Raw genomic sequence first — 26,377 nt, forward strand, 5'->3', positions numbered from 1 at the left:
GTTGAATATATATTACCCAAAAACACAGTCAAGATACCAGCCTTACCCCCAAATATGCCCATTTGCCTATGCGTTATACAATCGGCAGTGATATACCCTGAATCTTTTGGTAGATGTCGAGGGCAAATATATCGGTCATACCGGATATAAAGTCGATTACCGCCATGATGCGAGTCTCGAAGTCATTGCTGTTGATGTCATACTGGTTGCTGAATCTTTTGCGCAACTGTTCAGAATGGAACTTCTCCGGACTAACCGCGGCTTCTGTCAGCGTTTCCATCAACGTCTCCATTATCTTATAACCCGACAGTTCCACATCAAGCACCGGTTTCGAGTTGTATATTCGCTCAAAGCTCACGTTGGTACAATGCTTATACGCATCACGCACAAGCGGCGAAACATGGTCAATAAGCGACCCAACAAACTCGCCATCAAGTATTGCCTGCTCATTCTCCACAAACGTGCGCGCACATTCACTCTCAAGCAGTCCAATGGCACAAGCACGCATATATACCACCTTTTCGTTGTTATCGGTTATGCCCTCATCGGTTATACGCTGCATTATCTTCTGTCGATGAGCTTCGTCAAAGAAGCCAAGTAGCAGCTTCATCGTTTCGTCGAACGAAAGGATGCGCAATTTGTGGGCATCCTCAATATCCATTATCTCGTAGCAGATGTCGTCGGCTGCCTCGACAAGATACACTAAAGGATGGCGGGCATAACGCAATAGTTCGTCGTCGGCAGATAGCCTAATCATTCCCAGCTCGTCGGCTATCCTACGAAAATACTCTTCCTCAAAACAGAAAAATCCAAACTTGCCCTTCTTCCCCACACACAAGCTCGAGTGAGGATACTTAACGATGGACGCCAAGGTTGAATATGTCATAACAAATCCACCCTCGCGTCTGCCGTGAAAGCGGTGGGTTAGCAGTCGGAAGGTATTGGCATTTCCCTCGAAATGAGTCAAATCGTTCCAAAACTCATTGCTTATACGCTCTTGCAACGCTTGTCCCCCACCCTCGCGAAAATAGGCCTGAATAGCCTTCTCTCCAGAATGTCCAAAAGGCGGATTACCCATGTCGTGGGCCAGACATGCAGTACTAACGATTGTGCCAATCTCCTCAAACAGAGTTCCAGCAAGTTCTGGATGGCGTTGTTTTAAAACACGTGCCACATCATTACCAAGCGACATGCCCACACTTGCCACTTCCAGCGAGTGTGTCAGTCGGTTGTGTACAAAGATACTTCCAGGTAAGGGGAACACCTGTGTCTTGTTCTGCATTCGCCGGAACGGAGCCGAAAAGATAAGGCGGTCGTAATCGCGCTTGAATTCAGAACGGTCGTCGTGTCGCTCGGGATGCCTTACTTCCTGCCCCAAGCGTTTGTTGGATATGAGTTGTTGCCAGTTCATAATGAATAACGAGGCGGCGCTTATGCCGTCTTGTATGTGCAAAGGTACAAAAGTTGGATAATAGAAACTAAAATTAAGTCACAATTATCCGTTATATCATTAATAATAAGTACTTTTGCAAGATAAAAAGAAACAAAACAAGAATGGTTAAGATAAAAATAGTGAATCGTGGCTCACAGCAGCTCCCTGCATATGCCACTCCCGAGAGTGCCGGTATGGACTTGCGCGCCAATATTACTGAACCCATTGTGCTACATCCATTAGAGCGTCGCATCATTCCTACTGGTCTCTATATTGCCCTGCCTCCAGGATACGAGGCACAAGTGCGTCCACGTTCTGGACTCGCCTTTAAACACGGTATAACCGTACTTAATTCACCAGGCACAATCGACTCCGACTACCGTGGAGAGCTTGGTGTACTGCTTGTAAACCTATCCAACGAAGACTTTACAGTTGAAGCTGGCGAACGTATTGCCCAAATGGTAATTGCACGACACGAGCAAGGCGAGTTTGTGGAGGTTGAGGAACTTGACGACACCGAACGTGGAGCCGGCGGATACGGACATACTGGAGTGAAGTGAAAAATGAAACAAATGAAGATATACAAAAGTCCAATCACACTATTGGTGTTGCTTGCCATCGTCCCGGCACTTGCCTCAGCCCTTACAAGCAGCAACAATCAGGTGCGACGCACAGCGCCAGAGGCAGACACTATGACAATCTCTGCCGACTCGCTGATTGCGGCTACTCCCCTATTTGACCGACTCTTCCTTGACGCTGTAAACGACCAACTTGCTGGCAACGACTCGGCTGCTATGGCAAAGTTCGACTCTTGCATCGCCATTAATCCTAATGCCGCCGAGCCTTACTATCGTCGTGCGCTTCATTATGCCGACACTGGCAACGACTCGCTTGCCAATATATGCCTAGAGCGAGCCGCACAGCTCCAACCTGGCAACGACACTTACCAAGAGAGTGTAGCCGAAACATACATCAAACGACGCGACTATGACAGCGCCATCAAGGCATATGAGAGTCTGTACAAACATCATCACGACCGCAGCGATGTGCTCGACTTGCTCGTCCGTCTATACGGTGCCAAGAAGGATTATGCCCATATGCTGTCCACAATAGAACGTATGGAGCAGGTAGATGGCGAGAGCGACGAGACCACGTTTCTCAAGATGAACATCTACGAGCAACGCAAGGATACCAAGAACGCATACCGTATGCTCAAGAAGCTTAATGATGAGCATCCCAACGAGCCTAACTACAAGGTAATGATGGGCAACTGGCTTATGAACCACGACCGCAAGACAGAGGCGTTCGACCTATTTAAGAGTGCCCTGAAGGACGATAGCCAAAACGAATTTGCACTTAGTTCGCTTTACGACTACTACCGTTCGGCGGGCGACAACGATTCGGCCGACCATCTGCGCGACGAGATTCTGTTCAGTTCAAAGACCGAAATAAAGACCAAGACAGCCATGCTGCAACAGGCAATACGCGAGAGTGAGCAGCAAGGTGGCGACAGTCTACCAGTTATTACACTCTTCAACCGCACAATCGAAGCTTCGCCTAAGGCGGTAGACATCATCAATCTCAAGGCGATGTATATGAAGCTGAAGAAGATGTCAACCGACTCGGTCAACGCCACATTTGCTCAAACACTTGCCATTGAGCCCGAAAACGCTACAGCCCGCATCAATATCATACAGAACATTTGGTCCAAGAACAATTGGGAGGAGATTATAAAACTAAGCAAAGAAGGCACACAGTACAATCCGGAGGAGATGTCGTTCTACTACTTCTTGGGTATGGCCTACTTCCAAGCCGACCGCGATGACGACGCTCTTGACGCCTTCAAACGTGGTGTGGGAGAGATTAACGACAAAAGCGATCCCGACATTGTGAGCGACTTCTATGCCATAATGGGCGACATACTATACAAGAAGAATCGACCCGAAGAGGCCTTTGCCGCCTACGACTCATGCCTGCAATGGAAGGACGACAACGTGGTGGCACTAAACAACTATGCCTATTATCTGTCTCAGCAGAACCGCGACCTGAAGAAGGCAGAACAGATGAGCCTGAAGACAGTAGAGGCTGAGCCTACAAACTCGACATATCTCGACACATATGCATGGATTCTGTTTCTTCAAGATCGTTGCGACGAGGCTAAGGCATATATAGACAGAGCGCTCGAATGTGACACCGACTCTACACAAGGGCCATCAGCTGTAGTCATCGAGCACGCTGGAGACATATATAACAAATGTGGCAATGCAAACCGCGCAGCAGAACTTTGGCAGAAAGCCATAGACGCTGGAGGCGACAAGGCTGCAATTGAAAGAAAAATTAAGAAAAACAAGAAACAATGAAAAGATTACTCTCTATAATCGCCATAGCAATATTGTTGGCCTCGTGTGCCAGCAAGAAAACTGTTAGCGATGGTTCAAACACACCCTCAATATCGATAACAAAAACACAAAAGGCCGAACAAACTGAGTTTCTGCACCGCATAAACAACAACCACATTTCTGCCACAAACATCGTTGCATCGGCCGACTTCCGCCTTACAGGCAAGGGCAAGGATATCAGTTGTGACGGCAAACTGTCAATGCGACGCGACGCTATAATACGTCTGCAATTGCTTTTGCCTATAATACGCACAGAGATTGCACGCATCGACTTCACACCTGAGTATGTATTGTTAGTTGACCGCTATCATAAAGAGTACATCAAGGCATCTTACAAGGAGGTGAGTTTCCTTGCAGATAACGGCATTTCATTCTACTCGCTGCAGTCGCTATTCTGGAACGAACTATTCCTACCAGGACAGAAGAAAATTGCGGATAACCAACTCAAACAATTCGATTGCGACATCGCATCTGTAGGAACTACTGTGCCCGTTGAGTTTCACAACAAAGCCATCGACTACCAGTGGACAGCCAACCGAGCCACTGCATTGATAGAGAAAGCCATAGTATCGTACAAGAGCCAGCAACATGGAACATCGTCGCTCACTTGGAATTATGCCAACTTCAAGTCAATATCTGGCAAGTCGTTTCCTCTTACTCAGCAGTTTGCCGTACAAACCAATATCGGCGGCAAAGCACAATCGGCACAAATAAGCGTCAAGATGTCGTCGCCAAAGACCACATCCGACTGGGACATAGAAACTAATCTATCGTCTAAGTATAAGAAGATTGAAGCACAAGACATACTGAAGAAGCTCCTCTCAATTCAGTAAACCAAGCTTATGCCAAGCAATATAAAAGCAACAAATATGAAAAAATACTTAATTGGCCTCTTGGCTGCCTTGATATGCATTCTGCCTTTCAACCAAGCAGAAGCTGGAGTTATGGCACAAGCCAAGAAGACTACGCAGACGCGGAAATCTTCTACAAAAAGCCGCACAGCCGCCAAGAATACTACAGCAAGAAAAAATGTTGCCAGAAAGCATACCGCCAAGACAACACAAAGATCGACTACCACAAAAGGCAGAAAGAAAGCAAAAAAGTCGACAAAGCCCAACTACTCTACAGCAGAAATTCGTGGACTGCAATCAAAACGTTCTGCAATGCAGAAGGAGATAAAGAAGCAGGAAGCTGCTTTGCGTGCCAATCAGGCTGATGTTAAGAAGCGTCTCGGCGACCTTATGGTTATCAACAGCGAGATAGACAAACATCAGAAGAACATTGACGGCATACAGAAAGACATCAATCACATCGATGGCAACATTGGCATACTCAATGCCCAGCTATCCACATTGCAACAGCAGTTGCAAGACCGCAAGGCTAAGTATGTCAAGTCGATGCGCTATCTCACACGACGTCACACTCTGCAAGACAAACTGATGTTTATCTTCTCGGCCAAAAACTTCGCACAGATGTACCGCCGTCTGCGTTTCGTACGCGAGTATGCCTCATGGCAAAAGGCACAAGGCGAAATGGTTAAGGCCAAGCAAGCACAAGTAAACGAGAAGCACCAGCAATTGCAACAGGTTAAGGGCCAGAAAAACAACATGCTGTATAAGGGTCAGCAAGAACGCAAAGCACTTGAGGGAAAACAGCAAGAACAGCAGACAATGGTGACATCACTGCAAAAGCAACAGAAAACCATTCAGAAGGTAATTGCTCAACAGCGCAAGGATGCCAACGCCATAAATGCACAGATAGACCGCCTTATCGCCATTGAGGTAGAGAAGGCACGCATACGTGCTGCCGAGGAAGCTAAACGCAAGGCCGCAGCCGAAGCTGCAGCAAAGAAACGCCGCGAAGAAGAGTTGGCAAGACGTAAGGCCGCAGCCGAAAAAGCACGTATTGAAAACGAACGTCGTCTACGCGAAGCACGTGAGGCAGAGGCACGCGCAAAGGCTGCAGCACGTGAGGCACAAGAGAGAGAAGCAGCTGCACGCGCAGAGGCTCAGCGACAAAAGGATGCCGAAGCAAAGAAGAAGGCACAAGCTGCCGCAGATGCTGCAGCTGCCGAAGCCGCAGAACAGAAGACCGCAGCCGAACAAAAGGCTCGTGAGGCCGAGGCTCAGCGAATGGCAGTTGAGCGTAAAGCCAAGGCTGACGAGCAACGTTCGTCGAAAGAGATAGCAGAGGCACGTAAGAATGTTGAAGAAAGTAGATCTATGTCATCAGTCGACCGTATGATGTCTGGAGGCTTCGAGGCCAACAAGGGTCGTCTGCCAATGCCTATAACCGGTAGTGCACGCATCGTGAGCCACTATGGTCAAAACTCTGTAGCCGGTCTATCTGGTGTTACAATTGACAATAAGGGCATCAACATTATGGGCCAATCAGGCTGCCAAGCCAGAGCTATATATGATGGCGAGGTTAGTGCCGTGTTCGGATATGGAGGCTCATTTGTTGTGATGGTACGACACGGAGTATATATATCCGTCTACTGCAACCTTCGTTCTGTAAATGTACACCGCGGTCAGAAGGTTAGTACCAGACAATCGCTCGGCACAGTTGCATCAGACAATATACTGCAGTTCCAGTTGCGCAAGTTGCAGAACCGTCTCAACCCCGAAGCTTGGATTGGACGATAAATTGTATCTTGCCAACGCCTTAAAATTCCAAAATAAGGCACTATTGCATACAAAATGTAAGAAATATTTGTCCACGTTGCAGATTTTTAGTAATTTTGCATCGTTCAGTGGAATGAGGGGCTCCGAGAGAGCTCCTCATTTTTTATTCTCTAAGATATTTATATGATAGACAAAAACACCGTAAGAAGCATTGTAGAAGAGTGGCTTGACGGCAAGGAATACTTTCTTGTCGACATCGAAGTAAGCCCCGACGACCGTATCGTAGTTGAGATAGACCATGCCGATGGAGTATGGATTGAAGACTGCGTAGAACTGAGCCGTTACATCGAAGACCACCTTAGTCGCGACGAAGAAGACTATGAACTTGAAGTAGGCTCCGCCGGACTGGGACAACCATTTAAGGTTGCACAACAATATCATTGCTTCGTAGGCAAAGAAGTAGAAGTGCTCGATGCCGATGGCAAAAAATATAAAGGCACACTGAAGAGCGTTGACGGCAACGACTTTATTGTAACGGTGCAAGAAAAGCAGAAGGTTGAGGGCAAGAAGCGCCCACAACTTGTGGAGCTGGACCGTCAGTTCCAGATGGACAAGGTGAAATATACAAAATACTTAATAAATTTCAAATAAGCTATGGCAGCAGCAAAGAAAGACGATGTAGTGAGCATGTTCGACTCGTTCAAGGAATTCAAGGAGACCAAGAACATCGACCGTACCACACTGGTGAGCGTTTTGGAAGAAAGTTTCCGCAACGTTCTAGCTAAGATATTCGGAAGCGACGAGAACTTCGACGTTATCGTAAACCCAGATAAGGGCGACTTCGAGATATACCGCAACCGCGTGGTTGTAGCTGACGGTGAGGTGGAAGACGAGAACAAGCAGATAGCTCTGAAAGAAGCACGCAAGATTGAGCCCGACTATGAAGTAGGCGAAGATGTATCAGAGCGTGTTGAGTTTGCCAAGTTTGGCCGCCGTGCCATCCTAAACTTACGCCAGACTCTCGCCTCAAAGATTCTTGAGCTTGAGCACGATTCTCTCTACAACAAGTATAAGGACCGCGTAGGTCAGGTTATCGCAGCTGAGGTTTACCAGGTATGGAAGCGTGAGGTTCTTGTAGTAGACGACGAGAACAACGAGCTTATCTTGCCTAAGGCCGAGCAGATACCAGCCGATCAGTACCGCAAGGGCGAAACAATACGTGCCGTGATAGAGCGTGTTGACAATGAGAACAATAATCCAAAGATTATTCTCTCACGCACAAGTCCTACTTTCCTACAGCGTCTGCTCGAGGCAGAAGTGCCAGAAATAGCCGAGGGTCTTATTGCCATTCGCCGCATTGCCCGTATGCCGGGCGAGCGTGCTAAGATAGCAGTTGAAAGCTTCGACGAACGCATCGACCCTGTAGGCGCATGCGTTGGTGTTAAAGGTAGCCGTGTGCACGGTATCGTGCGCGAGTTGTGCAACGAGAACATCGACGTCATCAACTATACAGCCAATACAAAGCTCTTCATCCAACGTGCTCTTTCACCAGCTAAGGTGTCAAGCATCAACATCGACGAAGAGAATAAGAAGGCTGAGGTATACCTCAAGCCTGAAGAGGTGAGCCTTGCCATCGGACGTGGCGGCCTTAACATCAAGCTTGCTTCAATGCTCACCGAGTACACCATCGACGTATTCCGTGAGGTAAGCGAAGGCGATGCCGACGAGGACATCTATCTTGACGAGTTCTCTGACGAAATTGACCAGTGGGTTATCGACGCCATCAAGGGTATCGGTCTCGATACTGCAAAGGCTGTACTTAATGCGCCACGCGACATGCTCGTTGAAAAGGCCGACCTCGAAGAGGAGACCGTTGACAACGTGCTCAAGGTGTTGCGCGCAGAGTTTGAAAACTAAGTAGATATAACATAAGGGAGCTTCGAAATTCGCATGGATTGTCGAGACTCCCTTAGCGAGTATCTAAACACCAACTTTTTTAATACAACATTAAGCATGAAAGGGAAGACGTAGAACGAGTAGCCCCTAACAGCTTTGCCACAAGTCGGATTAAAGCGGCGAAAAGGGCAGAAGTAGGCAGACGTTTTACTTTATTACTCCTTTTACTCTTTTACTTTTAAAACTACAAAATATGAGCATCAGGTTAAACAAAGCATTACGAGAGTTGAACATCGGACTCCAGACGGCAGTGGAGTACCTCGAGAAGAGAAGCGATTTGGGTGAGGTTAAGGCCGAACCAAGCTTCAAGCTCACCGACGAGCAATATGCCGCTCTTGCCGGAGCATTCCAGCAAGACAAGGAAGTGCGTTCGCAAGCAGAAAAACTCTTGCAGAAGAAGCCAAAAGAGAAGAAAGCTAAGGAGGAGAGTTCTGAGGAACGTTCTCTAGCATCGGGTGTCAAGCAGCAGTACAAGCCACTTGGCAAGATCGATCTTGACAGCATCGGCAAGAAGCATGCCGAGCGCAAGCCTGCTAAACCTGAGGCCAATGTGGATTCTCAGGCCAAGACTGCTGCCGTAAGTCAGAAGCCGGCAACCCCCAACAGCACACCACAGAAACCGGCGGCTGCCGACGTGAAAGTGGAAAAGACGGAAAACAAAATAAATCAGAAGCCTGTGGTTCAGAACAAAGAGCACAAAAAAGAAAGAAATCAAGAGCCTAAGACAGTGGATGCCGCACAGACTGCAACCACTACGGCCGCCGAAGCTGCAAAGACGCAGCCGGCAGAAACAACTAAGTCGGAAACAACATTATTCACCACAAAGAGCGAGAAGAAGATTCTCAATACTCCGAAGGTGAACGTTCTTGGCAAGATTGACCTTGCTACGCTCAATCAAAGCACTCGTCCTAAGAAGAAGTCGAAGGAAGAGAAGCGCAAGGAGCGTGAGGAGAAGGCACAACAGCAGCGTGGCGACAAAAAGAAACGCGAACGCATCAACAAGGTACGTGTTGATATAAATGCTGCATCAAATCAACCAGGAAACGGCAATGGTGGCAAACAGAACAACAATGGCAATGCTGGTGGCAGCAGCAAGAACAAGAAGAAGAACCGTAACCGCGGTGGCCAGCAGAAACCTGCTGAGGTAAGCGACGAGGACGTTGCACGTCAAGTAAAGGAGACACTCGCACGCCTCACCAACAAGCAGAACCAGACTAAGAAGGGTGCCAAATATCGTAAGGAGAAGCGTGAGGCTGCCCAGGAAAAGATGAACGAGGAACGTCGCGAGGAGAAGAAGGAGAGCAAGACACTTAAGCTCACCGAGTTCGTGACCGTATCCGAGCTTGCCACTATGATGAACGTTTCGGTTAACCAGGTTATCGGAACTCTAATGAGCGTCGGCATTATGGTGTCTATCAACCAGCGCCTTGACGCCGAGACTATCAACCTTGTTGCAGAAGAGTTCGGTTTCAAGACCGAATACGTAAGCGCAGAGGTTCAAGAGGCCATTACAGAGGCAGAGGATGATGAGAACGATCTCGTACCACGTGCCCCTATCGTTACTGTTATGGGTCATGTAGACCATGGTAAGACATCATTGCTCGACTATATACGCAAGACCAACGTTATTGCCGGTGAGGCAGGTGGTATTACACAGCACATTGGTGCCTACCACGTTCAGCTTGAGGATGGTCGTAAGATAACCTTCCTCGACACTCCTGGTCACGAGGCATTTACTGCCATGCGTGCCCGTGGTACACAGGTTACTGACGTTGCTATCATTATCATTGCTGCCGATGATGCCGTGATGCCTACTACAAAGGAGGCTATCGCACACGCTCAGGCAGCTAACGTACCTATGGTATTTGCCATTAACAAAATAGACAAGCCAGGTGCCAACCCCGACCGCGTGCGTGAGGAACTTGCTGCAATGAACCTCCTTGTTGAGGATTGGGGCGGGAAATACCAGTGTCAGGAAATTAGCGCCAAGAAGGGTCTTCACGTGAACGAGCTTCTTGAGAAGGTGCTTCTCGAGGCAGAAATGCTCGATCTCAAAGCTAATCCTAACCGCAAGGCAACAGGCTCTATAATTGAGTCGTCACTGGACAAGGGTCGTGGCTATGTGTCAACAGTACTTGTGTCTAACGGTACATTGCGTGTGGGCGACAATCTTATAGCCGGAACATCATGGGGCCGAATCAAGGCCATGTTCAACGAGCGTAACCAGCGTATTGAGAGTGCAGGACCTTCAGAGCCTGCTATTATCCTTGGTTTGAATGGAGCTCCTACAGCAGGTGACTCATTCCATACATTGGATACCGAGCAGGAAGCACGCGATATAGCCAACAAGCGTCAGCAACTTCAGCGCGAGCAGGGCTTGCGCACACAGAAGCGTCTTACCCTTTCGGATATCTCTCACCGTATTGCTCTTGGATCATTCAAGGAACTTAACATTATCGTTAAGGGTGATACCGACGGTTCTATCGAAGCCCTGTCTGATTCATTCATCAAGCTCTCAACAGAGAAGATAAAGGTGAACGTCATCCATAAGGCTGTGGGTCAGATTTCAGAGAGCGATGTAACTCTTGCCGATGCTTCCGATGCTATCATCGTAGGTTTCCAGGTGCGTCCTTCAGCCGCAGCTCGCAAGCTTGCCGATCAAGAGGGTGTTGAAATCAACACCTATTCAGTAATCTACGATGCTATTGACGACGTTAAGTCTGCCATGATTGGTATGCTCGACAAGGTTAAGAAGGAAGTTATTACCGGTCAGGTTGAGGTACGCGAGGTTTACAAGATCTCTAAGGTTGGAACCGTTGCCGGTGCTTACGTTGTCGAGGGTAAGGTTCACCGCACAGACAAGGCTCGTGTTGTTCGCGATGGTATCGTTGTACACACAGCCGAGATTGCAGCCCTCAAGCGTTACAAGGATGATGTTAAGGAGGTTGCCGCCAACTTCGAATGTGGTATATCACTTGTCAACTTCAACGACATACAGCAGGGCGACGTGCTTGAGACCTTCACAGAGATTGAGGTAAAGCAGACACTTTAATATAACATATTAATAAATATATAGATTAAATCCTTGGGCTTTTAACAGTAAGCCCAAGGATTTTTTTGCTATTAGCCCTTAATTCATTTGAATCAAAACTTAAACACATAGTGACAGAAAGACATACTGAGGATTATTGGCTTGGCACACCTTATCGAAATAAAGGAACAAAAATATGATGTGGCGACAATATATCGTACCTCATATAGACACCAAATAATGTTGGTCTTCTTGATATATTTAGCTAACTTTGCAAGCTGATTAAAACCAATAGTAAAAAGATGTTTTCTAAATATTATACTATAGTCTCAATTGCCGTATGCGCGCCTACATTGGCTACGGGCCAAAACTACTTCGACGTGATGTCACTTACATGCACCGAAAAGCAAGGAAGCGCCGTGTATAATGCAGCTGTCGACTTTCCAGTTGGAGGCGACGCTGCCGTGATACGCAATGCAAAAGAGTGGATAGGCGAAGTGCTTATGTCGGATATAGATATGCCTGAGGTGTCGATGTCGGGAATATCGACAGATGACTTTGGCAAATTATTGGATGCTTTGGCTAAGGACTTTGTTAAGAACAACGAAGGCTCACGCCGACGCATAGAGATAACATGGATGTACGAGGACCCTACATGCGTGACATACGAGGCTACAACCACCGACAGAGACTCTGTTGATTGGTCAACAACAAGCGTGGCATGCTTCTCCAAGCAAGATGGACATAGAGTGACAGCCAACGAGATATTCAACTGCGACGAGGCGCAAATAAAACGTCTTATGTGGCGCTACCGTGGCAATCTTACTATGGAAGTGGCAAAAGCCGATGATCTGTATGTGGGTGACTGCGGATACATTGACGGATGGGTATTAGTTGTTGGACCCGCTCAAGGCACATCGGGAGCTGCATACCGACTGAGATACCCCGAAATAGAGCAGTGGCTTAAAAAGGCAAAAAGAGACGGTTACCTCGCACCATAGAACAACAAGAAACAAGCAACAAAATCAACGCATAAAAATCTCCACAAGCCTTTGCCAATAAGCAAGTTTCATTATAGCTTTTTTACCATTAAAAATTTCACCAAGTCACGAAAAATTAGTACTTTTGTACAATAAATATCGAATATAGCATAATGGCAGAAATACAGAAAACCGAGAATAACTACTCGGCAAGTAATATCCAAGTTCTTGAAGGACTTGAGGCAGTGCGCAAGCGCCCTGCGATGTACATCGGCGACATAAGCGAGAAGGGACTTCACCACCTCGTAAATGAGACTGTTGACAACTCTATCGATGAGGCTATGGCTGGCTATTGCTCGCACATCGAGGTAACCATCAACGAAGACGAGTCGATAACAGTTCAGGACAACGGCCGCGGTATCCCAGTAGATGAGCACAAGAAGCTGCACAAGTCGGCTCTTGAGGTTGTTATGACAGTACTGCATGCCGGAGGTAAGTTTGACAAGGGTTCTTACAAAGTCAGTGGTGGTCTGCACGGTGTGGGCGTAAGTTGTGTTAACGCTCTTTCTACACACATGAAGTCGCAGGTTTTCCGCGATGGTAAGATATATCAGCAAGAATACGAGAAAGGCAAACCTCTATATCCTGTAAAGGTTGTAGGCGAGACCGAATTGCGCGGTACACGTCAGCAGTTCTGGCCAGATCCAACAATATTTACCACAACTCACTACCAGTGGGACATAGTGGCACGCCGTATGCGCGAGCTAGCATTCCTTAACGCAGGCATAAAGATTACCCTTCGCGACCTTCGTCCTAACGAGGAAGGCAAGACACGTGAGGAGGTATTCCATGCCAAGGACGGACTTAAGGAATTTGTGCGTTACGTCGACCGTCACCGCACTCATCTCTTCGACGATGTTATCTACCTCAAGACCGAGAAGCAGGGCTTTCCTATCGAGGTGGCTATAATGTACAACACCGACTACTCGGAGAACATCCACTCTTACGTAAACAACATCAACACCATAGAAGGCGGTACACACCTCACTGGTTTTCGTGCCGCTCTCACACGTACATTGAAGGCTTACGCCGACAACGATCCTGTAATCTCCAAGCAAATAGAGAAGGCCAAGATCGAGATTGCAGGCGAGGACTTCCGCGAGGGTCTAACAGCCGTTATATCTATCAAGGTGGCAGAGCCACAGTTTGAGGGTCAGACCAAAACCAAGCTTGGCAATAGCGAGGTTGCAGGTGCCGTGCAGCAAGCTGTTGGTGAGGCTCTTACAAACTATCTTGAGGAGAACCCCAAGGAAGCAAAAATGATATGCGACAAAGTTATTCTCGCTGCTACTGCACGTATTGCAGCACGCAAGGCACGCGAGAGTGTACAGCGCAAGAATCCGCTTACCGGCGGTGGTCTACCTGGCAAACTTGCCGACTGTTCTAACCGTGACCCCAAGAAGTGTGAGATATTCCTCGTCGAGGGTGATTCGGCTGGTGGCTCTGCCAAGCAAGGACGCGACCGATATACTCAGGCTATACTGCCGTTGCGCGGTAAGATTCTTAACGTGGAGAAGGTTATGTGGCACAAGGTGTTCGAATCGGAGTCGGTTATGAACATCATACAGAGTATTGGTGTGCGTTTCGGCGTCGAGGGCGAGGAAGACAAGGAGGCCAACATCGACAAGTTGCGTTACGACAAGATTATCATCATGACCGATGCCGACGTCGATGGTTCTCACATCGACACGCTCATTATGACTCTCTTCTACCGCTTCATGCCTAAGATTATACAGGAGGGACACCTTTATATCGCCAATCCGCCGCTCTACCTCTGCACCTATAAGAACAAGGTGAAGGAGTATTGTTATACCGAGCAGCAGCGCCAGGCTTTCCTCGACAAGTATGGCAACGGCACAGAGGACGGCAAGTCTATCCATACCCAGCGCTATAAAGGTCTTGGTGAGATGAACCCTGAGCAACTTTGGGAAACAACTATGGACCCCAAGCAGCGTCTGTTGAAGCAAGTTACCATAGAGAACGCTGCCGAGGCCGACGAGATATTCTCTATGCTTATGGGCGACGACGTTGAGCCACGACGCAAGTTCATTGAGGAGCATGCTACTTATGCAACTATCGACGCTTAATTAAGTGAAGAGGGAAAAGGGAAAAGGGAAAAATCCTATTGCTTTTTCTATAACAGCATACGGACTTGGACTTGCGCTATGGTTCACGAGCTGATGATGGGAAAAGCAGAAAGGAAATAATAGAGAATCCTATAGCTTTTTCCCTAACATTATACAGATAAATTGGGCTTGCACCATGATTCACGAGCTGATGATGGTGCAAGCCTTTTTTACTTTTAAAGAAAGCCTATTCAACCAACATATAGCTTTCTGAATGAAGAAATAAAACTGAAGATTCAAACGGTATTAGTGATGATGACGCCTTAAATTACATCTCATAGGAAACGAGATTCATCACCAAAGAACATGGATATAATATAAACCCCAGTACCAGTCAATATAAACTGCAATACCAGTTATATGAAACTCCAGTACCAGTCAATATAAACTACAGTACCAGTTGTATGGTACTCAAAACGGTACTGAGATAATTTACAAAGAAGTATAAATAAAGTCCATCTGGTGTTATATACGACAGAATCAAAGATTCAATCATGTATCATTCTAAATACCGCATAAACAATAAAAAAAGCTACATCCTTATGCAACGCCTATTATTCATAATCCTAATGCTATACGCAACAGCAGTTCAAGCTCAGCAAATAGGAACCAAGTGGATGACAGCACCGACACCTACCGACTCTGCGTGCCAATGGTTTCGCCACACCTTTATAGCCGATAAGAGTCCGCGCCGTGCCTCGGTGTGCATAGCTTCCAATTCGCGCTTTGTACTATACGTCAACGGGCGCAACGTGTCTACAGCTCTTTATATGCCCAACCGCAAAGCCAACGAAAATCAGCCTATAGCCATAACTTTCGACGTGACACGCTTCTTGCGTCCCGACTCAAATACCGTATCTGTGCTTGCCTGTCCTGCAATAAGCCACAACTGTTCTACAACAAAGCGCAAGACAAACAACAACACAAATGCTTTTATTTCTCCTGCAATAGCCGTCAACTTCTTTGGCACCACTATTGACAATCATCTCTTTTCTTATTCGTCACCAGAAGGTTGGCTGTGCCATCCTGCCTCGACATACATCACTCAGGATGGCGAACTGATGGACGGACGAGCCAATGCGCAGTTGCTCGCCTATGGTGATATAATGTTGGCGCAATGGCAACCGGCAAGGACGTTAGAGGGAGATTTTTTTACGGTCAACAGCCTTACAAACAATTATAAAAACAATGCTATTATAGACTTCAAACTCTCATACGAAAGTCTATTTGGCTATCGCACCCATTCGTACAACACACTGAAAGACAATACGGTACGAACACACAAAATTCTAAGACCAAGATATTTCGACCTTAATGGGCGCACTGTAACATACGACTTCTCACCAGGCTTCTTTGGCTTTGTACGTGTTACACTTCGCGGTTGCAAACGTGGTGAACACATACGCATAGGCAATCTTGAATATGTATGCTCGGGCGAAATGGACGAACAAGCTTTCTGCCGATTCACACATCAGTATGCCCGACAGATTATTATCTCGGGCGACCGATGGTTTAAACCCGAGCAAATACAGGAAGTTGAGGCCATATGTCTATAAACTGGCTTCAATTAGAATCTTGCAACAAACGCCTACTCAGTTACACCATCATATAGAGACCTTTCACGATGCTTATTTAGAGGAGGAAAATTAACGTTTTACGTAATAATCTACATTCCTCTTCTTTTTAATAAAACATAAAATTTCCGTATATAATAATGTATACGGAAAAATATTCTTACTTTTGCGCCAAAAATAAAGAAGACAAAGCAAAAACATGCAAGAAAACTTAGTAATAGTCGAGAGCCCCGCAAAGGCCAAGACCATAGAGAAATTCTTGGGTAGCGACTTTAAAGTAATGTCGTCTTACGGACACATACGCGACCTGAAAAAGAAAGAACTCAGCATTGACAAAGATACACTCCAACCCGACTACGTTATTCCGAAAGATAAGGAAGAACTAGTAAAGAAACTTAAGGAAAGCGCAAAAAAGGCACACAAGGTGTGGCTAGCATCCGATGAGGACCGCGAAGGAGAAGCCATCTCATGGCACCTTTGCGAGGTACTAGGATTGGACGAGGCATCAACCAACCGCATTGTATTCCATGAGATTACAAAGCCAGCAATTCTTGCTGCAATAGCTCGTCCGCGACATCTTGACATGAATCTTGTCAACGCACAGCAAGCTCGCCGTGTGCTCGACCGTATTGTAGGTTTCAAGCTTTCGCCTGTACTTTGGCGCAAAGTAAAACCTGCATTGTCGGCAGGACGTGTACAGTCGGTTGCTGTACGTCTTATAGTAGAACGCGAACGCGAAATACAACAGTTCAATAGCGAGCCTTACTATCGTATAAATGCCATATTCGCCATAACCAATGCCAACGGCTCACAGTCGGAGGTTAAGGCTGAGCTTGACAAACGCTTCGACAATCACGACGATGCCATTGCCTTCCTAAACCAGTGCAAAGACTCAGAGTTTACTGTTGACAGCGTAACAAAGAAGCCACTAAAGCGTATGCCGGCTCCACCATTCACAACTTCTACCTTGCAACAAGAGGCAGCACGCAAGCTTGGATTCTCTGTATCGCAGACCATGATGGTGGCTCAGCATCTTTACGAAAACGGTCTTATCACCTACATGCGTACCGATAGCGTCAACCTCTCTAAGCTATGCCTTGGTGCGGCAAAAGAGGAGATTGTAAAACTATATGGCGAGGAATACAGCTCTACACGCAACTTCCACACCCACTCTAAGGGTGCTCAGGAGGCTCACGAGGCTATTCGTCCTACATATATGAGCAACACCTCTATCGACGGAACATCACAAGAGCGCCGCCTATACGACCTTATATGGAAGCGTACAGCAGCCAGCCAGATGGCCGAAGCTCAGATAGAGAAGACCACCGTGGCTATTGCAATGACCGGCAATAGCGAACAACACTTCATTGCTAATGGCGAGGTTGTTAAGTTTGACGGTTTCCTGAAGGTATACCGCGAGTCTACCGATGATGAGCAGAATGAGCCTAAGGACGAGTTTGCACACAATCTGCCTGTAATAAAGGAGGGCGACAAACTAACACGACGCGAGATAACATCTACAGAGCGTTACTCACAGGGTCCGACCAGATACACCGAGGCAAGCCTTGTACACAAACTTGAGGAGCTTGGCATAGGTCGTCCATCTACATATGCGCCAACCATCTCTACCATTCAGCAACGCGATTATGTACAGAAGGGAGATAAAAAGGGCGAAGAACGTCCTTATATTATCGACACATTGCGCGGTATCAAGATTACGCCAACCCGTAAAGTAGAGCTTACCGGCAATGAGAAAGGAAAACTTCTGCCTACAGACATAGGCATCGTCGTGAACGACTTCCTTATGGACAACTTCCCCGTAATAATGGACTACAACTTTACGGCTAAGGTGGAGCAAGAATTCGACCAAATTGCTGACGGCAAAGAAGAATGGACAGATATGATGCGCAGCTTCGACAAAGAGTTTGAGCCAACCGTAGACAAAGTAATGAACGCACGTTCGGAACATAAAGCAGGCGAACGCAAGCTTGGAGACGACCCCAAGACTGGTCATCCTGTATTTGTCAAGATTGGACGTTATGGCCCAGTTGTACAGATTGGTACTGCCGACGATGATGAGAAACCGCGCTTCGCACAATTGCCAGCCGACAAGAGTATGGAGACCATTACCCTTGACGAGGCACTTGAGCTATTCAAGCTTCCACGTACTGTTGGCGAATTTGAGGGTAAGAATGTCACTATTGGTGCCGGACGATTTGGCCCGTATGTGCTGCACGACAAGAAGTATGTGTCAATCCCGAAGGATGAAGATCCATTGACACTAACCCTCGAACGTGCTATCGAACTAATCGAAAGCAAACGCAAGGCTGAAGAAGAACGTCATCTAAAGAAGTTTGACGAAGACCCGAAGCTCGAAGTTCTCAACGGACGCTATGGACCATACATCGTATACGACGGCAAAAACTATCGCATACCACGCGACCTTCACCCTAAGGCAGCCGAACTGAGCTATGAGCAATGTATGGATATCGTGAACAATCCACCTGCCCCGAAGAAGAGAGGAGCAGCAAAGAAATAAAAGATAAAACGTCATAAGTATGACCCGAATAATCCTCATCGGCTATATGGGAGCCGGAAAGACTACCGTTGGAAAGGCACTCGCCAAGGCACTTGGCGTGACTTTCTACGACCTTGATTGGTACATCGAGACACGTATGCGCCGTACCGTAAAGCAAATATTCGACCAAGAGGGCGAAGAGGGATTCCGCCGTATCGAACGCAACATGCTGCATGAGGTGGCTGAGTTTGAAAATGTTGTACTGTCGTGTGGCGGTGGCACTCCGTGTTTCTTCGATAATATCGACTATATGAACCAACAGGGACCTGTAGTATATCTCAAAGCATCGCCCGAGGTGCTGTATGAACACCTAAAGATGGGCAAGTCGGTACGACCATTGCTCCTTAACAAAACTCCCGAAGAGGTTAAGAAGTTCATAGTCGAGCAACTCGCCCATCGCGAACAGTTCTACTCAAAGGCCAAGTATACCCTTGATGTGAACTTGCTCGACAACTATGACAAGATAAACATTACAGTAGAGAAACTAATAGAAATGTTGAATTAGGAATTCAAAATCAAAACTCAAGACTAAGAAATGAAGAAATGGACCATTGAAGACTCTCGCGAGCTATACAACATTAACGGATGGGGCACATCCTACTTCGGTGTGAACGACCGAGGCGATATGTACGTATCTCCTTGCAAGGACAACGTACAGATTGATCTGCGTGATGTTATGGACGAATTGCAGCTACGCGATGTCACACCGCCTGTTTTGCTGCGATTTCCAGACATCCTCGACAACCGTATCGAGAAGACTTCAAGTTGTTTCAAGAAGGCTGCAGAGGAATATCAGTATAAAGGCGAGAACTTCATCGTCTACCCTATTAAGGTGAACCAAATGCAACCCGTAGTTGAGGAGATTATATCACACGGACGCAAATTTAATCTCGGACTGGAGTGTGGCTCCAAGCCAGAGCTACATGCTGTAATTGCCGTACAATGCCAAAGCGACTCTATCATAGTGTGCAATGGCTACAAAGACCAAAGCTACATAGAACTGGCATTGCTTGCACAGAAGATGGGCAAGCGCATATTCCTTGTTGTTGAAAAGATGAACGAAATTGGACTGATAGCTGCAGCTGCCAAAAAACTCGGCGTTCGTCCTAATATCGGTATTCGCATCAAGCTAGCGTCAAGCGGTTCTGGCAAATGGCAAGAGAGTGGTGGCGATGCTTCCAAGTTTGGTCTACGTGCTTCGGAGTTGCTTCAGGCTCTTGAGATTCTTGATGAAAAGGGACTGCACGATTGTGTACGACTGATTCACTTCCACATAGGTTCGCAGATAACAAAGATACGACGCATACAGACAGCGCTGCGTGAGGCTGCCAACTTCTACATTCAACTACACAAGATGGGATACAACATCGATTTTGTTGATTGTGGTGGCGGACTTGGTGTCGACTATGACGGCACTCGCTCGTCAAGTTCTGAAAGTTCGGTTAACTACTCTATACAAGAGTATGTCAACGACTGCGTATACACCTTCGTCGATGCAGCCAATAAGAATGGCATTGCACATCCTAACCTCATTACAGAAAGCGGACGCTCGCTGTCGGCACATCATTCGGTACTTGTTATCGATGTACTTGAGACAACATCACTACCGCAGATGCGAGAGGAGTTTGAACCGGCTGAAGGCGATCATCAACTTGTTAAGGACTTGTACGAGATTTGGGACAACCTCAATACACGCACAATGCTTGAGGACTGGCATGATGCCGAACAAATACGCGATGAGGCTCTCGATCTTTTCTCGCATGGTATTGTAGACCTTCGCACTCGTGCCGAGATTGAGAGTATGTATTGGAGCGTGTGCCGTGAGGTAAACAGTATGGCCAAGTCGCTTAAACATACTCCCGAAGAGCTGCGTGGACTGGACAAGCTTCTTGCCGATAAGTACTTCTGCAATTTCTCGCTCTTTCAGTCATTACCAGATGCATGGGCTATTGACCAACTATTTCCTATAGTACCGATACAGCGACTCGACGAACGTCCTACACGCAATGCCACTCTGCAAGATATCACTTGCGATTCTGACGGAAAGCTTGCCAACTTTGTAACAAACCGACAGGCTTCACACGTGTTGCCGGTTCACACAATAAAGAAGAACGAGGACTATTATCTCGGTGTATTCCTTGTTGGAGCTTACCAGGAGATTCTCGGCGATATGCACAATCTATTCGGCGATACCAATGCCGTTCACATATCGGTCAAGGACGATGGCTATCACATCGACCAGATATTCGACGGTGAGACAGTAGAAGAGGTGCTCGACTACGTACAGTATAATCCCAAGAAACTGGTGCGTCAGTTGGAGATATGGGTAACCAAGAGTGTTAAGGCAGGAAAGATTTCGCTCGAAGAGGGCAAGGAATTCCTTAGCAACTATCGCTCTGGATTGTATGGATATACTTATTTAGAGTAACACATAGTCTCACCTCACCCCTACACAATATGGAAAGATATGCTTTATTTGCTGTATTTACTTTCTTTAAAACAAAATAACCCCAATCCTCGTTGTTAATACAGACAACAGGGGAAGGGCTTCAATGGGTTTATGAAAATAACAATAGTCAAAGTAGGTGGCGCCGTGGTTGAAGACCCAGCGCAGCTTACATCTCTCCTTGAAGGTTTCAAGAAGATAGAGGGTGCCAAGATATTGGTACATGGTGGCGGACGACGTGCAACAAAGGTTGCTGCCGCATTAGGCATAGAGAGCAAGATGGTTGGCGGACGACGCATTACGGATGCCGATATGCTTGAAGTTGTAACAATGGTTTATGGTGGATTGGTGAACAAGAACATCGTGGCACAACTGCAAGCGATAGGTGTTGACGCCATAGGCCTTACAGGTGCCGATATGAACGTTATACGCTCGCACAGACGTCCGATAAAGGATGGTATCGACTTTGGCTTTGTTGGCGATGTCGATGCAGTGGATGCCACACGTCTGCACACACTTATCGATGCTCATCTAACACCAGTTCTTGCACCGCTCACACACAATGGAACCGGAACAATGCTTAATACAAATGCCGATACCATAGCATCCGAGACAGCACGCTCACTTGCAAAGACAGACGATGTAACCCTTGTCTATTGCTTCGAGAAACCAGGTGTGCTTGCCAATCCAGACGACGACAACAGTGTGATACCAACAATCACACGTGCAGGCTTCCAACGTCTCACTGCCGACGGAACAATATCGGGCGGTATGCTGCCTAAGATAGAGAATGCACTTGCTGCTGTTGAGGCAGGAGTAAAGAAGGTTGTCATAACCAAGGCCGATTGTCTTGGCAACAACAACGGTACAATAATATTATTATAAGATGTATATATAGCAGAGTTGTACGGCTTGCCGCCGTACAACCTATTGTATGATTTATTAGGCTTGAAACCCTTTAAATGTTAAACGAGGTTAATTACACGCATTGCTTGTAACAACTCTCCCCTACAATCGTCTTACAAATAGAGCACAGATGAAAAAGATTAGTTTTCGCAACGATATCCTGCCAATGAAGGATACACTCTTCAGGCTTGCACTCCGCATCACATTGAGTCGTGAGGAAGCTGAGGACATTGTGCAGGACACACTGATAAAGGTGTGGAACCGTCGCGAATCATGGGACACTATCGATAATATCGAGGCGTTCAGTCTTACCATCTGTCGTAATATGGCTCTCGATCGTCTACGTCTTCACGACAACCAAAACACATCGCTTGACGATAATGTTGGTGGCGAAAGACTTGACACTACATCCAACCCTTTCGAGCGCACTGTGCAAAGAGAGAAGGTTGAGATTGTGAGAAACCTCATCGACAGTCTGCCTGAGAAGCAACGCAGTTGTATGCAGCTACGCGATATCGAAGGAAAGACTTACAAGGAAATTGCCGCTGTGCTTGGTATAACAGAAGAGCAAGTAAAGGTAAATATCTTTAGAGCACGGCAGACAATAAAGCAACAATTCATACAATACGACAATTATGGACTATAAATACATCAACCAGCTTTTAGAGCGCTACTGGGAGGGCAAGACCACTCTTGAGGAAGAGCAGATATTACGCTCGTTCTTCAGCCAGTTGTGTGTGCCAGAAGAATTGGCAAAGTTTCGTCCTCTGTTCAACTACGAGCAGACCGAGCCTAAAACCAACTGCCTTGGCAATGACTTTGACGAGCGAATTATGTCCATGATAGACGAACCACAACATGTTGAGGCAAAGCGTGTGCGCATAAGCCAGAGATTCGCCCCTCTCTTTAAGGCTGCTGCAATGGTGGCAATAGTGCTAACACTAAGTCAGGCTGCACAACTCTCGTTCCAAAGTGGCAATAGTACAGAAGGTGTTCCTGCATCGTACACACAACATCCCACTAGTGGAGCATCTGTAGCATTGAACGACTCGCTACGTCGCGACTCATTAAAAAACGGCAATATCGGCGCTACCGTTGTACCGCAAATGAGTCAGAATGGCCCAACAATTATCAAATGACAATTTCTATGCTTTCTCAATAAATCATTTTTAGTTAAAACAAAAAAACTCGAAGCTGCGAAGCTTCAAGTTCTCTCAAATTTTTCATAACATACTAACGTTTGACTGACCGTCGCTATTCTTACAGAATACGGCGGTCAGTTTTTTTTTATGACGTATGGGTGTCGAGAGCTTGCTCTCGTAAGACCATACGTCATACCTTTTATTGAAACCCTAATGGTTTTGCGCACAATAGGGAGTTTTATCGGTTTCTGTCAAAGTCTTGCCATATATTTCTTAATAGCCTCTCCCCGACAAACTGCAATATAAGCTTGCATCCATTCAACATTTATTCCTCTGTATACAGCACCTGCACAAGCGTCTGTCCTACAGCCTTAAGCACGTTGGTGTCGATATGTTCCATAGTATCATGGATTGTATGCCATGTAGGTCCAAACGAACTCTGCTGGCAATCAGGATAGAAGGCTATGATATCAACACACGGGATACCTGCCTTCTCGTTCACAGGTACATGGTCGTCGGTAATCATACCACCATCCTTCATCGGGAAGAATGATCCATAACCAATTTGTGCTGCTGTACGCCAAATCTTGTTCACAATCTCGTTGGCATATTGCTTGGATACACCCTCTTGATAGAACTTGGCTCCCTGACCGCCTACCATGTCGAGCAGTATACCGTAACGTGCCTCATATCCCTGAGGCAGATTGGTTGCCCAATACTGTGCGCCAAGTGCCCAAGTATCTTCATCTGTCTGTACGTCCGACCACTGAGGCAAGCCATAGTCCTCGGCATCAAAACAAACAAAGTCGACACCTATATGCAAAGTAGTGTCGTTCTTTATCAAGCGAGCTAATTCAAGCATAACAGCCACACCACTTGCACCATCGTTGGCAGCCATAACAGGCTTATGCCAGTTAGTTGAGTCGGGATCGTTATCTGCCCAAGGTCTACTGTCCCAATGGGCACACAGCAATAGACGTGTAGTTTGTTCGGGACGGAATCGTGCTATGATATTACGTGAACGCAATGTTGTTCCATCCCAACCTTTAAGGTCGGCGTCTTGAGCCTCAACAACCATACCAAACTCGCGAAACTTAGACATAATCCATTCGCCACACAAATCGTGTGCTTTAGAGTTCATTGTACGTGGTCCAAAGCTGCACTGCTTGGCAGCAAAAGCATATGCTGAGTCTGCCCGGAAGGTTGGCCCCACTAGTGCCACAGTGTCTAGCACATTACTTGTAGCCGACTTAGAAGCATTCTTGCACGATGCGCACGAGCATATTATCACAGCCACTGCCAATGACAAGAACACCGAGAATACAGTCTTATTCATACTTATTCGTAGTTCAAAATTCGTAATTCAAAATCGGCAAAGCCGACAATTCGTAACACCTAATTCTTCTTTGCCTCGTAAGCCAACGCATACATACGTATCTGCTTTACCATAGCCAACAATCCGTTAGAGCGTGTTGGCGAGAGATGATCCTTCAAGCCTATTTTGTCGATAAAGTAGAGGTCGGCATCAAGAATTTCTCGAGGGGAATGTCCACTTATAACCTGAATGAGCAGGGCTATGATACCCTTAACTATAAGAGCATCACTATCGGCAGTAAACACCAATAGTCCGTCATCTGTCATATCACATTGCACCCATACACGACTTTGGCAGCCGTCTATAAGGTTCTGTTCGGTCTTATACTTGGCATCAAGCGGTTCCAACTCACCGCCGAGGTCGATTAACAACTGGTACTTGTCCATCCAGTCGGTGAAGTCTTGAAACTGTTCAATAACTTCGTCTTGTGCTTCGTTTATTGTCATAATTTTATTTATTTACCTTCTCCAATTTGAAGAGTTTATCACTTGGACGAATCTTACCAGGCACACGGAATGACACATGTTGTCCCTTATGTGCTGTCTCTACAGGATTAAGGTCGTATCTAATTTCGTCCACATCCACATACATTACACCAGTTGTAGGACCGGTAATAAGCAGCTTGTCGCCAACAGAGAACTCGCAAGCCTCGCATGTAAACTCAGCCACACCAAGCTTAGAAAAGTATTTTACGCCACGACCCACATACACTTTCTTTTCGGTAGCATTAGAGCCATAGTTGCTATTCCACTCACCAAGAGTTTGACCTTGATAGTAGCCATCCCAGAAACCACGATTGAAGACAGTAGCAAGACGCTCGTCCCACTCATCCTTCTTATCCTCGCTAAAGGTGCCTTCAAGCACAGAAGTGATAGCCTCCTTATAACATTTAACCACATTATATACATACTCTGGTCCACGTGCACGTCCTTCAATCTTGAACACACGCACACCGCTCTTCATCATACGGTCTATAAAGCGCAATGTCTTAAGGTCCTTAGGCGACATTATATACTTGTTGTCAACCTCTAACTGACATCCAGTTTCATTGTCAGTAACCGTATACGAGCGACGACATATCTGCATGCACTCACCACGGTTGGCCGAACGTCCGGTATTCATAAGGCTCATATAGCACTTGCCACTGACAGCCATGCACAAAGCTCCATGACAGAACATCTCGATGCGGATAAGCTCGCCCTTAGGGCCACATATGTGTTGACGCTCAATCTGCTCAAAGATGTAGGCCACCTGGTCCATGTTAAGCTCGCGGGCAAGCACCACTACATCGGCAAATTGGGCATAAAACTTAAGAGCCTCAGCATTGCTGATATTAAGCTGTGTAGATAGATGCACCTCCACACCTATCTCTCGGCAGTAGGTCATAACAGCCACATCGCTGGCAATAACAGCCGAGATGTTGGCTTCCTTGGCTGCATCAACAATCTGATGCATAAGTTCCACATCCTCATCATAGATGATCGTGTTCACTGTTAGATAGCTCTTCATGCCATGCTCGGTACATGTAGCGGCTATCTCACGCAAGTCGTCAATAGTAAAATGATTGGCAGAATGAGAGCGCATATTGAGTTGCTCCACACCAAAGTAGATACTATCGGCACCTGCCTGTATGGCCGCCTGCAAGCTTTCGCGCGAACCTACTGGCGCCATTATCTCGTAATCGTGTATTGTTGTATTATTCATAATGTGCAAAATTACTTATTTTTAAGCGTAAAACATCAAAAATA

Annotated in this window: 20 protein-coding genes; 16 read left to right on the forward strand and 4 right to left on the reverse strand. The window is 46.6% G+C overall.

Features of this window, described 5'->3' with window-relative positions; translation table 11 throughout:
* Positions 1-73: 73 nt before the first annotated feature.
* On the reverse strand, positions 74-1,411 hold the full coding sequence (dgt, locus tag C9991_RS02605) for a dGTP triphosphohydrolase (RefSeq protein WP_106811726.1): 1,338 nt from the start codon (positions 1,409-1,411) through the stop codon (positions 74-76).
* Between the two features lie 143 nt (positions 1,412-1,554).
* Here dgt and dut point away from each other — a divergent pair, with 143 nt between their 5' ends.
* The 16 genes from dut to C9991_RS02685 all read left to right on the forward strand — a co-directional run bounded on the left by dut (position 1,555) and on the right by C9991_RS02685 (position 23,251).
* On the forward strand, positions 1,555-1,992 hold the full coding sequence (dut, locus tag C9991_RS02610) for a dUTP diphosphatase (RefSeq protein ID WP_106811058.1): 438 nt from the start codon (positions 1,555-1,557) through the stop codon (positions 1,990-1,992).
* Positions 1,993-2,004: 12 nt separating this feature from the next.
* A complete protein-coding gene (locus tag C9991_RS02615) occupies positions 2,005-3,792 on the forward strand; it encodes a tetratricopeptide repeat protein (RefSeq protein WP_157949339.1) in 1,788 nt (595 codons plus the stop codon).
* On the forward strand, positions 3,789-4,664 hold the full coding sequence (lolB1, locus tag C9991_RS02620) for a lipoprotein insertase outer membrane protein LolB1 (RefSeq protein ID WP_106811060.1): 876 nt from the start codon (positions 3,789-3,791) through the stop codon (positions 4,662-4,664). The genes C9991_RS02615 and lolB1 overlap by 4 nt, the downstream gene beginning before the upstream one ends.
* Positions 4,665-4,700: 36 nt before the next feature.
* Positions 4,701-6,476 carry a murein hydrolase activator EnvC family protein gene (locus C9991_RS02625; protein WP_106811727.1) on the forward strand — a complete coding sequence of 592 codons (1,776 nt, stop codon included), beginning with the start codon at positions 4,701-4,703 and terminating at the stop codon, positions 6,474-6,476.
* A gap of 162 nt (positions 6,477-6,638) precedes the next feature.
* Entirely contained in the window at positions 6,639-7,106 is a 468-nt protein-coding gene (gene rimP, locus C9991_RS02630; protein ID WP_106811061.1) for a ribosome assembly cofactor RimP, read from the forward strand.
* A 3-nt stretch (positions 7,107-7,109) separates the two neighbouring features.
* Complete coding sequence (gene nusA, locus C9991_RS02635) at positions 7,110-8,372, forward strand: transcription termination factor NusA (protein WP_106811062.1); 1,263 nt, start codon at positions 7,110-7,112, stop codon at positions 8,370-8,372.
* A 232-nt stretch (positions 8,373-8,604) separates the two neighbouring features.
* A complete protein-coding gene (gene infB, locus C9991_RS02640) occupies positions 8,605-11,463 on the forward strand; it encodes a translation initiation factor IF-2 (RefSeq protein ID WP_106811063.1) in 2,859 nt (952 codons plus the stop codon).
* A gap of 281 nt (positions 11,464-11,744) precedes the next feature.
* Complete coding sequence (locus C9991_RS02645; protein WP_106811064.1) at positions 11,745-12,443, forward strand: hypothetical protein; 699 nt, start codon at positions 11,745-11,747, stop codon at positions 12,441-12,443.
* A gap of 152 nt (positions 12,444-12,595) precedes the next feature.
* Positions 12,596-14,569: a DNA topoisomerase (ATP-hydrolyzing) subunit B gene (gene gyrB, locus C9991_RS02650; protein WP_106811065.1), complete on the forward strand. Its 1,974-nt coding sequence runs from the start codon at positions 12,596-12,598 to the stop codon at positions 14,567-14,569.
* Between the two features lie 581 nt (positions 14,570-15,150).
* Positions 15,151-16,164, forward strand: coding sequence for an alpha-L-rhamnosidase N-terminal domain-containing protein (locus C9991_RS02655; RefSeq protein ID WP_157949340.1), 1,014 nt, complete (start codon positions 15,151-15,153; stop codon positions 16,162-16,164).
* Between the two features lie 217 nt (positions 16,165-16,381).
* Positions 16,382-18,721 (forward strand): type I DNA topoisomerase, encoded by a 2,340-nt coding sequence (gene topA / locus C9991_RS02660; protein ID WP_106811067.1) that lies wholly within the window; start codon positions 16,382-16,384, stop codon positions 18,719-18,721.
* 19 nt (positions 18,722-18,740) lie between these two features.
* Complete coding sequence (locus C9991_RS02665; protein WP_106811068.1) at positions 18,741-19,265, forward strand: shikimate kinase; 525 nt, start codon at positions 18,741-18,743, stop codon at positions 19,263-19,265.
* A gap of 30 nt (positions 19,266-19,295) precedes the next feature.
* Positions 19,296-21,188: a biosynthetic arginine decarboxylase gene (gene speA / locus C9991_RS02670; RefSeq protein ID WP_106811069.1), complete on the forward strand. Its 1,893-nt coding sequence runs from the start codon at positions 19,296-19,298 to the stop codon at positions 21,186-21,188.
* Between the two features lie 132 nt (positions 21,189-21,320).
* Entirely contained in the window at positions 21,321-22,091 is a 771-nt protein-coding gene (gene argB / locus C9991_RS02675; RefSeq protein ID WP_106811070.1) for an acetylglutamate kinase, read from the forward strand.
* Positions 22,092-22,242: 151 nt separating this feature from the next.
* Positions 22,243-22,758, forward strand: coding sequence for a GFO_1088 family ECF-type sigma factor (locus C9991_RS02680; RefSeq protein ID WP_106811071.1), 516 nt, complete (start codon positions 22,243-22,245; stop codon positions 22,756-22,758).
* The gene (locus C9991_RS02685; RefSeq protein WP_106811072.1) at positions 22,748-23,251 is read left to right on the forward strand and encodes a PG0215 family putative anti-sigma factor; all 504 of its coding nucleotides are present in this window, start codon (positions 22,748-22,750) and stop codon (positions 23,249-23,251) included. Before C9991_RS02680 ends, C9991_RS02685 begins: the two co-directional genes overlap by 11 nt.
* 328 nt (positions 23,252-23,579) lie before the next feature.
* Here the strand turns inward: C9991_RS02685 and C9991_RS02690 are convergent, their stop codons facing one another.
* From C9991_RS02690 to C9991_RS02700, 3 genes are read right to left on the reverse strand one after another with little or no spacing between them, the layout of a single operon-like run.
* Positions 23,580-24,590 carry a M28 family peptidase gene (locus C9991_RS02690; RefSeq protein ID WP_106811073.1) on the reverse strand — a complete coding sequence of 337 codons (1,011 nt, stop codon included), beginning with the start codon at positions 24,588-24,590 and terminating at the stop codon, positions 23,580-23,582.
* 59 nt (positions 24,591-24,649) lie between these two features.
* Complete coding sequence (locus C9991_RS02695) at positions 24,650-25,075, reverse strand: SufE family protein (protein ID WP_106811074.1); 426 nt, start codon at positions 25,073-25,075, stop codon at positions 24,650-24,652.
* 4 nt (positions 25,076-25,079) lie between these two features.
* The gene (locus C9991_RS02700) at positions 25,080-26,333 is read right to left on the reverse strand and encodes a peptidase U32 family protein (protein WP_106811075.1); all 1,254 of its coding nucleotides are present in this window, start codon (positions 26,331-26,333) and stop codon (positions 25,080-25,082) included.
* Between the last annotated feature and the right edge of the window lie 44 nt (positions 26,334-26,377).

The sequence above is a fragment of the Prevotella merdae genome, assembly GCF_900290275.1.
GTDB lineage: Bacteria > Bacteroidota > Bacteroidia > Bacteroidales > Bacteroidaceae > Prevotella > Prevotella merdae.

What these genes read in the sequence shown, in the direction of transcription:
- C9991_RS02690 (WP_106811073.1), bottom strand. Translation starts at nt 24,590, where the DNA reads ATGAATAAGACTGTATTCTCGGTGTTCTTGTCATTGGCAGTGGCTGTG.
- dgt (WP_106811726.1), bottom strand. Translation starts at nt 1,411, where the DNA reads ATGAACTGGCAACAACTCATATCCAACAAACGCTTGGGGCAGGAAGTA.
- C9991_RS02700 (WP_106811075.1), bottom strand. Translation starts at nt 26,333, where the DNA reads ATGAATAATACAACAATACACGATTACGAGATAATGGCGCCAGTAGGT.
- C9991_RS02665 (WP_106811068.1), top strand. Translation starts at nt 18,741, where the DNA reads ATGACCCGAATAATCCTCATCGGCTATATGGGAGCCGGAAAGACTACC.
- topA (WP_106811067.1), top strand. Translation starts at nt 16,382, where the DNA reads ATGCAAGAAAACTTAGTAATAGTCGAGAGCCCCGCAAAGGCCAAGACC.
- speA (WP_106811069.1), top strand. Translation starts at nt 19,296, where the DNA reads ATGAAGAAATGGACCATTGAAGACTCTCGCGAGCTATACAACATTAAC.
- C9991_RS02655 (WP_157949340.1), top strand. Translation starts at nt 15,151, where the DNA reads ATGCAACGCCTATTATTCATAATCCTAATGCTATACGCAACAGCAGTT.
- rimP (WP_106811061.1), top strand. Translation starts at nt 6,639, where the DNA reads ATGATAGACAAAAACACCGTAAGAAGCATTGTAGAAGAGTGGCTTGAC.
- C9991_RS02685 (WP_106811072.1), top strand. Translation starts at nt 22,748, where the DNA reads ATGGACTATAAATACATCAACCAGCTTTTAGAGCGCTACTGGGAGGGC.
- C9991_RS02645 (WP_106811064.1), top strand. Translation starts at nt 11,745, where the DNA reads ATGTTTTCTAAATATTATACTATAGTCTCAATTGCCGTATGCGCGCCT.
- argB (WP_106811070.1), top strand. Translation starts at nt 21,321, where the DNA reads ATGAAAATAACAATAGTCAAAGTAGGTGGCGCCGTGGTTGAAGACCCA.
- C9991_RS02695 (WP_106811074.1), bottom strand. Translation starts at nt 25,075, where the DNA reads ATGACAATAAACGAAGCACAAGACGAAGTTATTGAACAGTTTCAAGAC.
- gyrB (WP_106811065.1), top strand. Translation starts at nt 12,596, where the DNA reads ATGGCAGAAATACAGAAAACCGAGAATAACTACTCGGCAAGTAATATC.
- lolB1 (WP_106811060.1), top strand. Translation starts at nt 3,789, where the DNA reads ATGAAAAGATTACTCTCTATAATCGCCATAGCAATATTGTTGGCCTCG.
- C9991_RS02680 (WP_106811071.1), top strand. Translation starts at nt 22,243, where the DNA reads ATGAAAAAGATTAGTTTTCGCAACGATATCCTGCCAATGAAGGATACA.
- infB (WP_106811063.1), top strand. Translation starts at nt 8,605, where the DNA reads ATGAGCATCAGGTTAAACAAAGCATTACGAGAGTTGAACATCGGACTC.
- C9991_RS02625 (WP_106811727.1), top strand. Translation starts at nt 4,701, where the DNA reads ATGAAAAAATACTTAATTGGCCTCTTGGCTGCCTTGATATGCATTCTG.
- dut (WP_106811058.1), top strand. Translation starts at nt 1,555, where the DNA reads ATGGTTAAGATAAAAATAGTGAATCGTGGCTCACAGCAGCTCCCTGCA.
- C9991_RS02615 (WP_157949339.1), top strand. Translation starts at nt 2,005, where the DNA reads ATGAAGATATACAAAAGTCCAATCACACTATTGGTGTTGCTTGCCATC.
- nusA (WP_106811062.1), top strand. Translation starts at nt 7,110, where the DNA reads ATGGCAGCAGCAAAGAAAGACGATGTAGTGAGCATGTTCGACTCGTTC.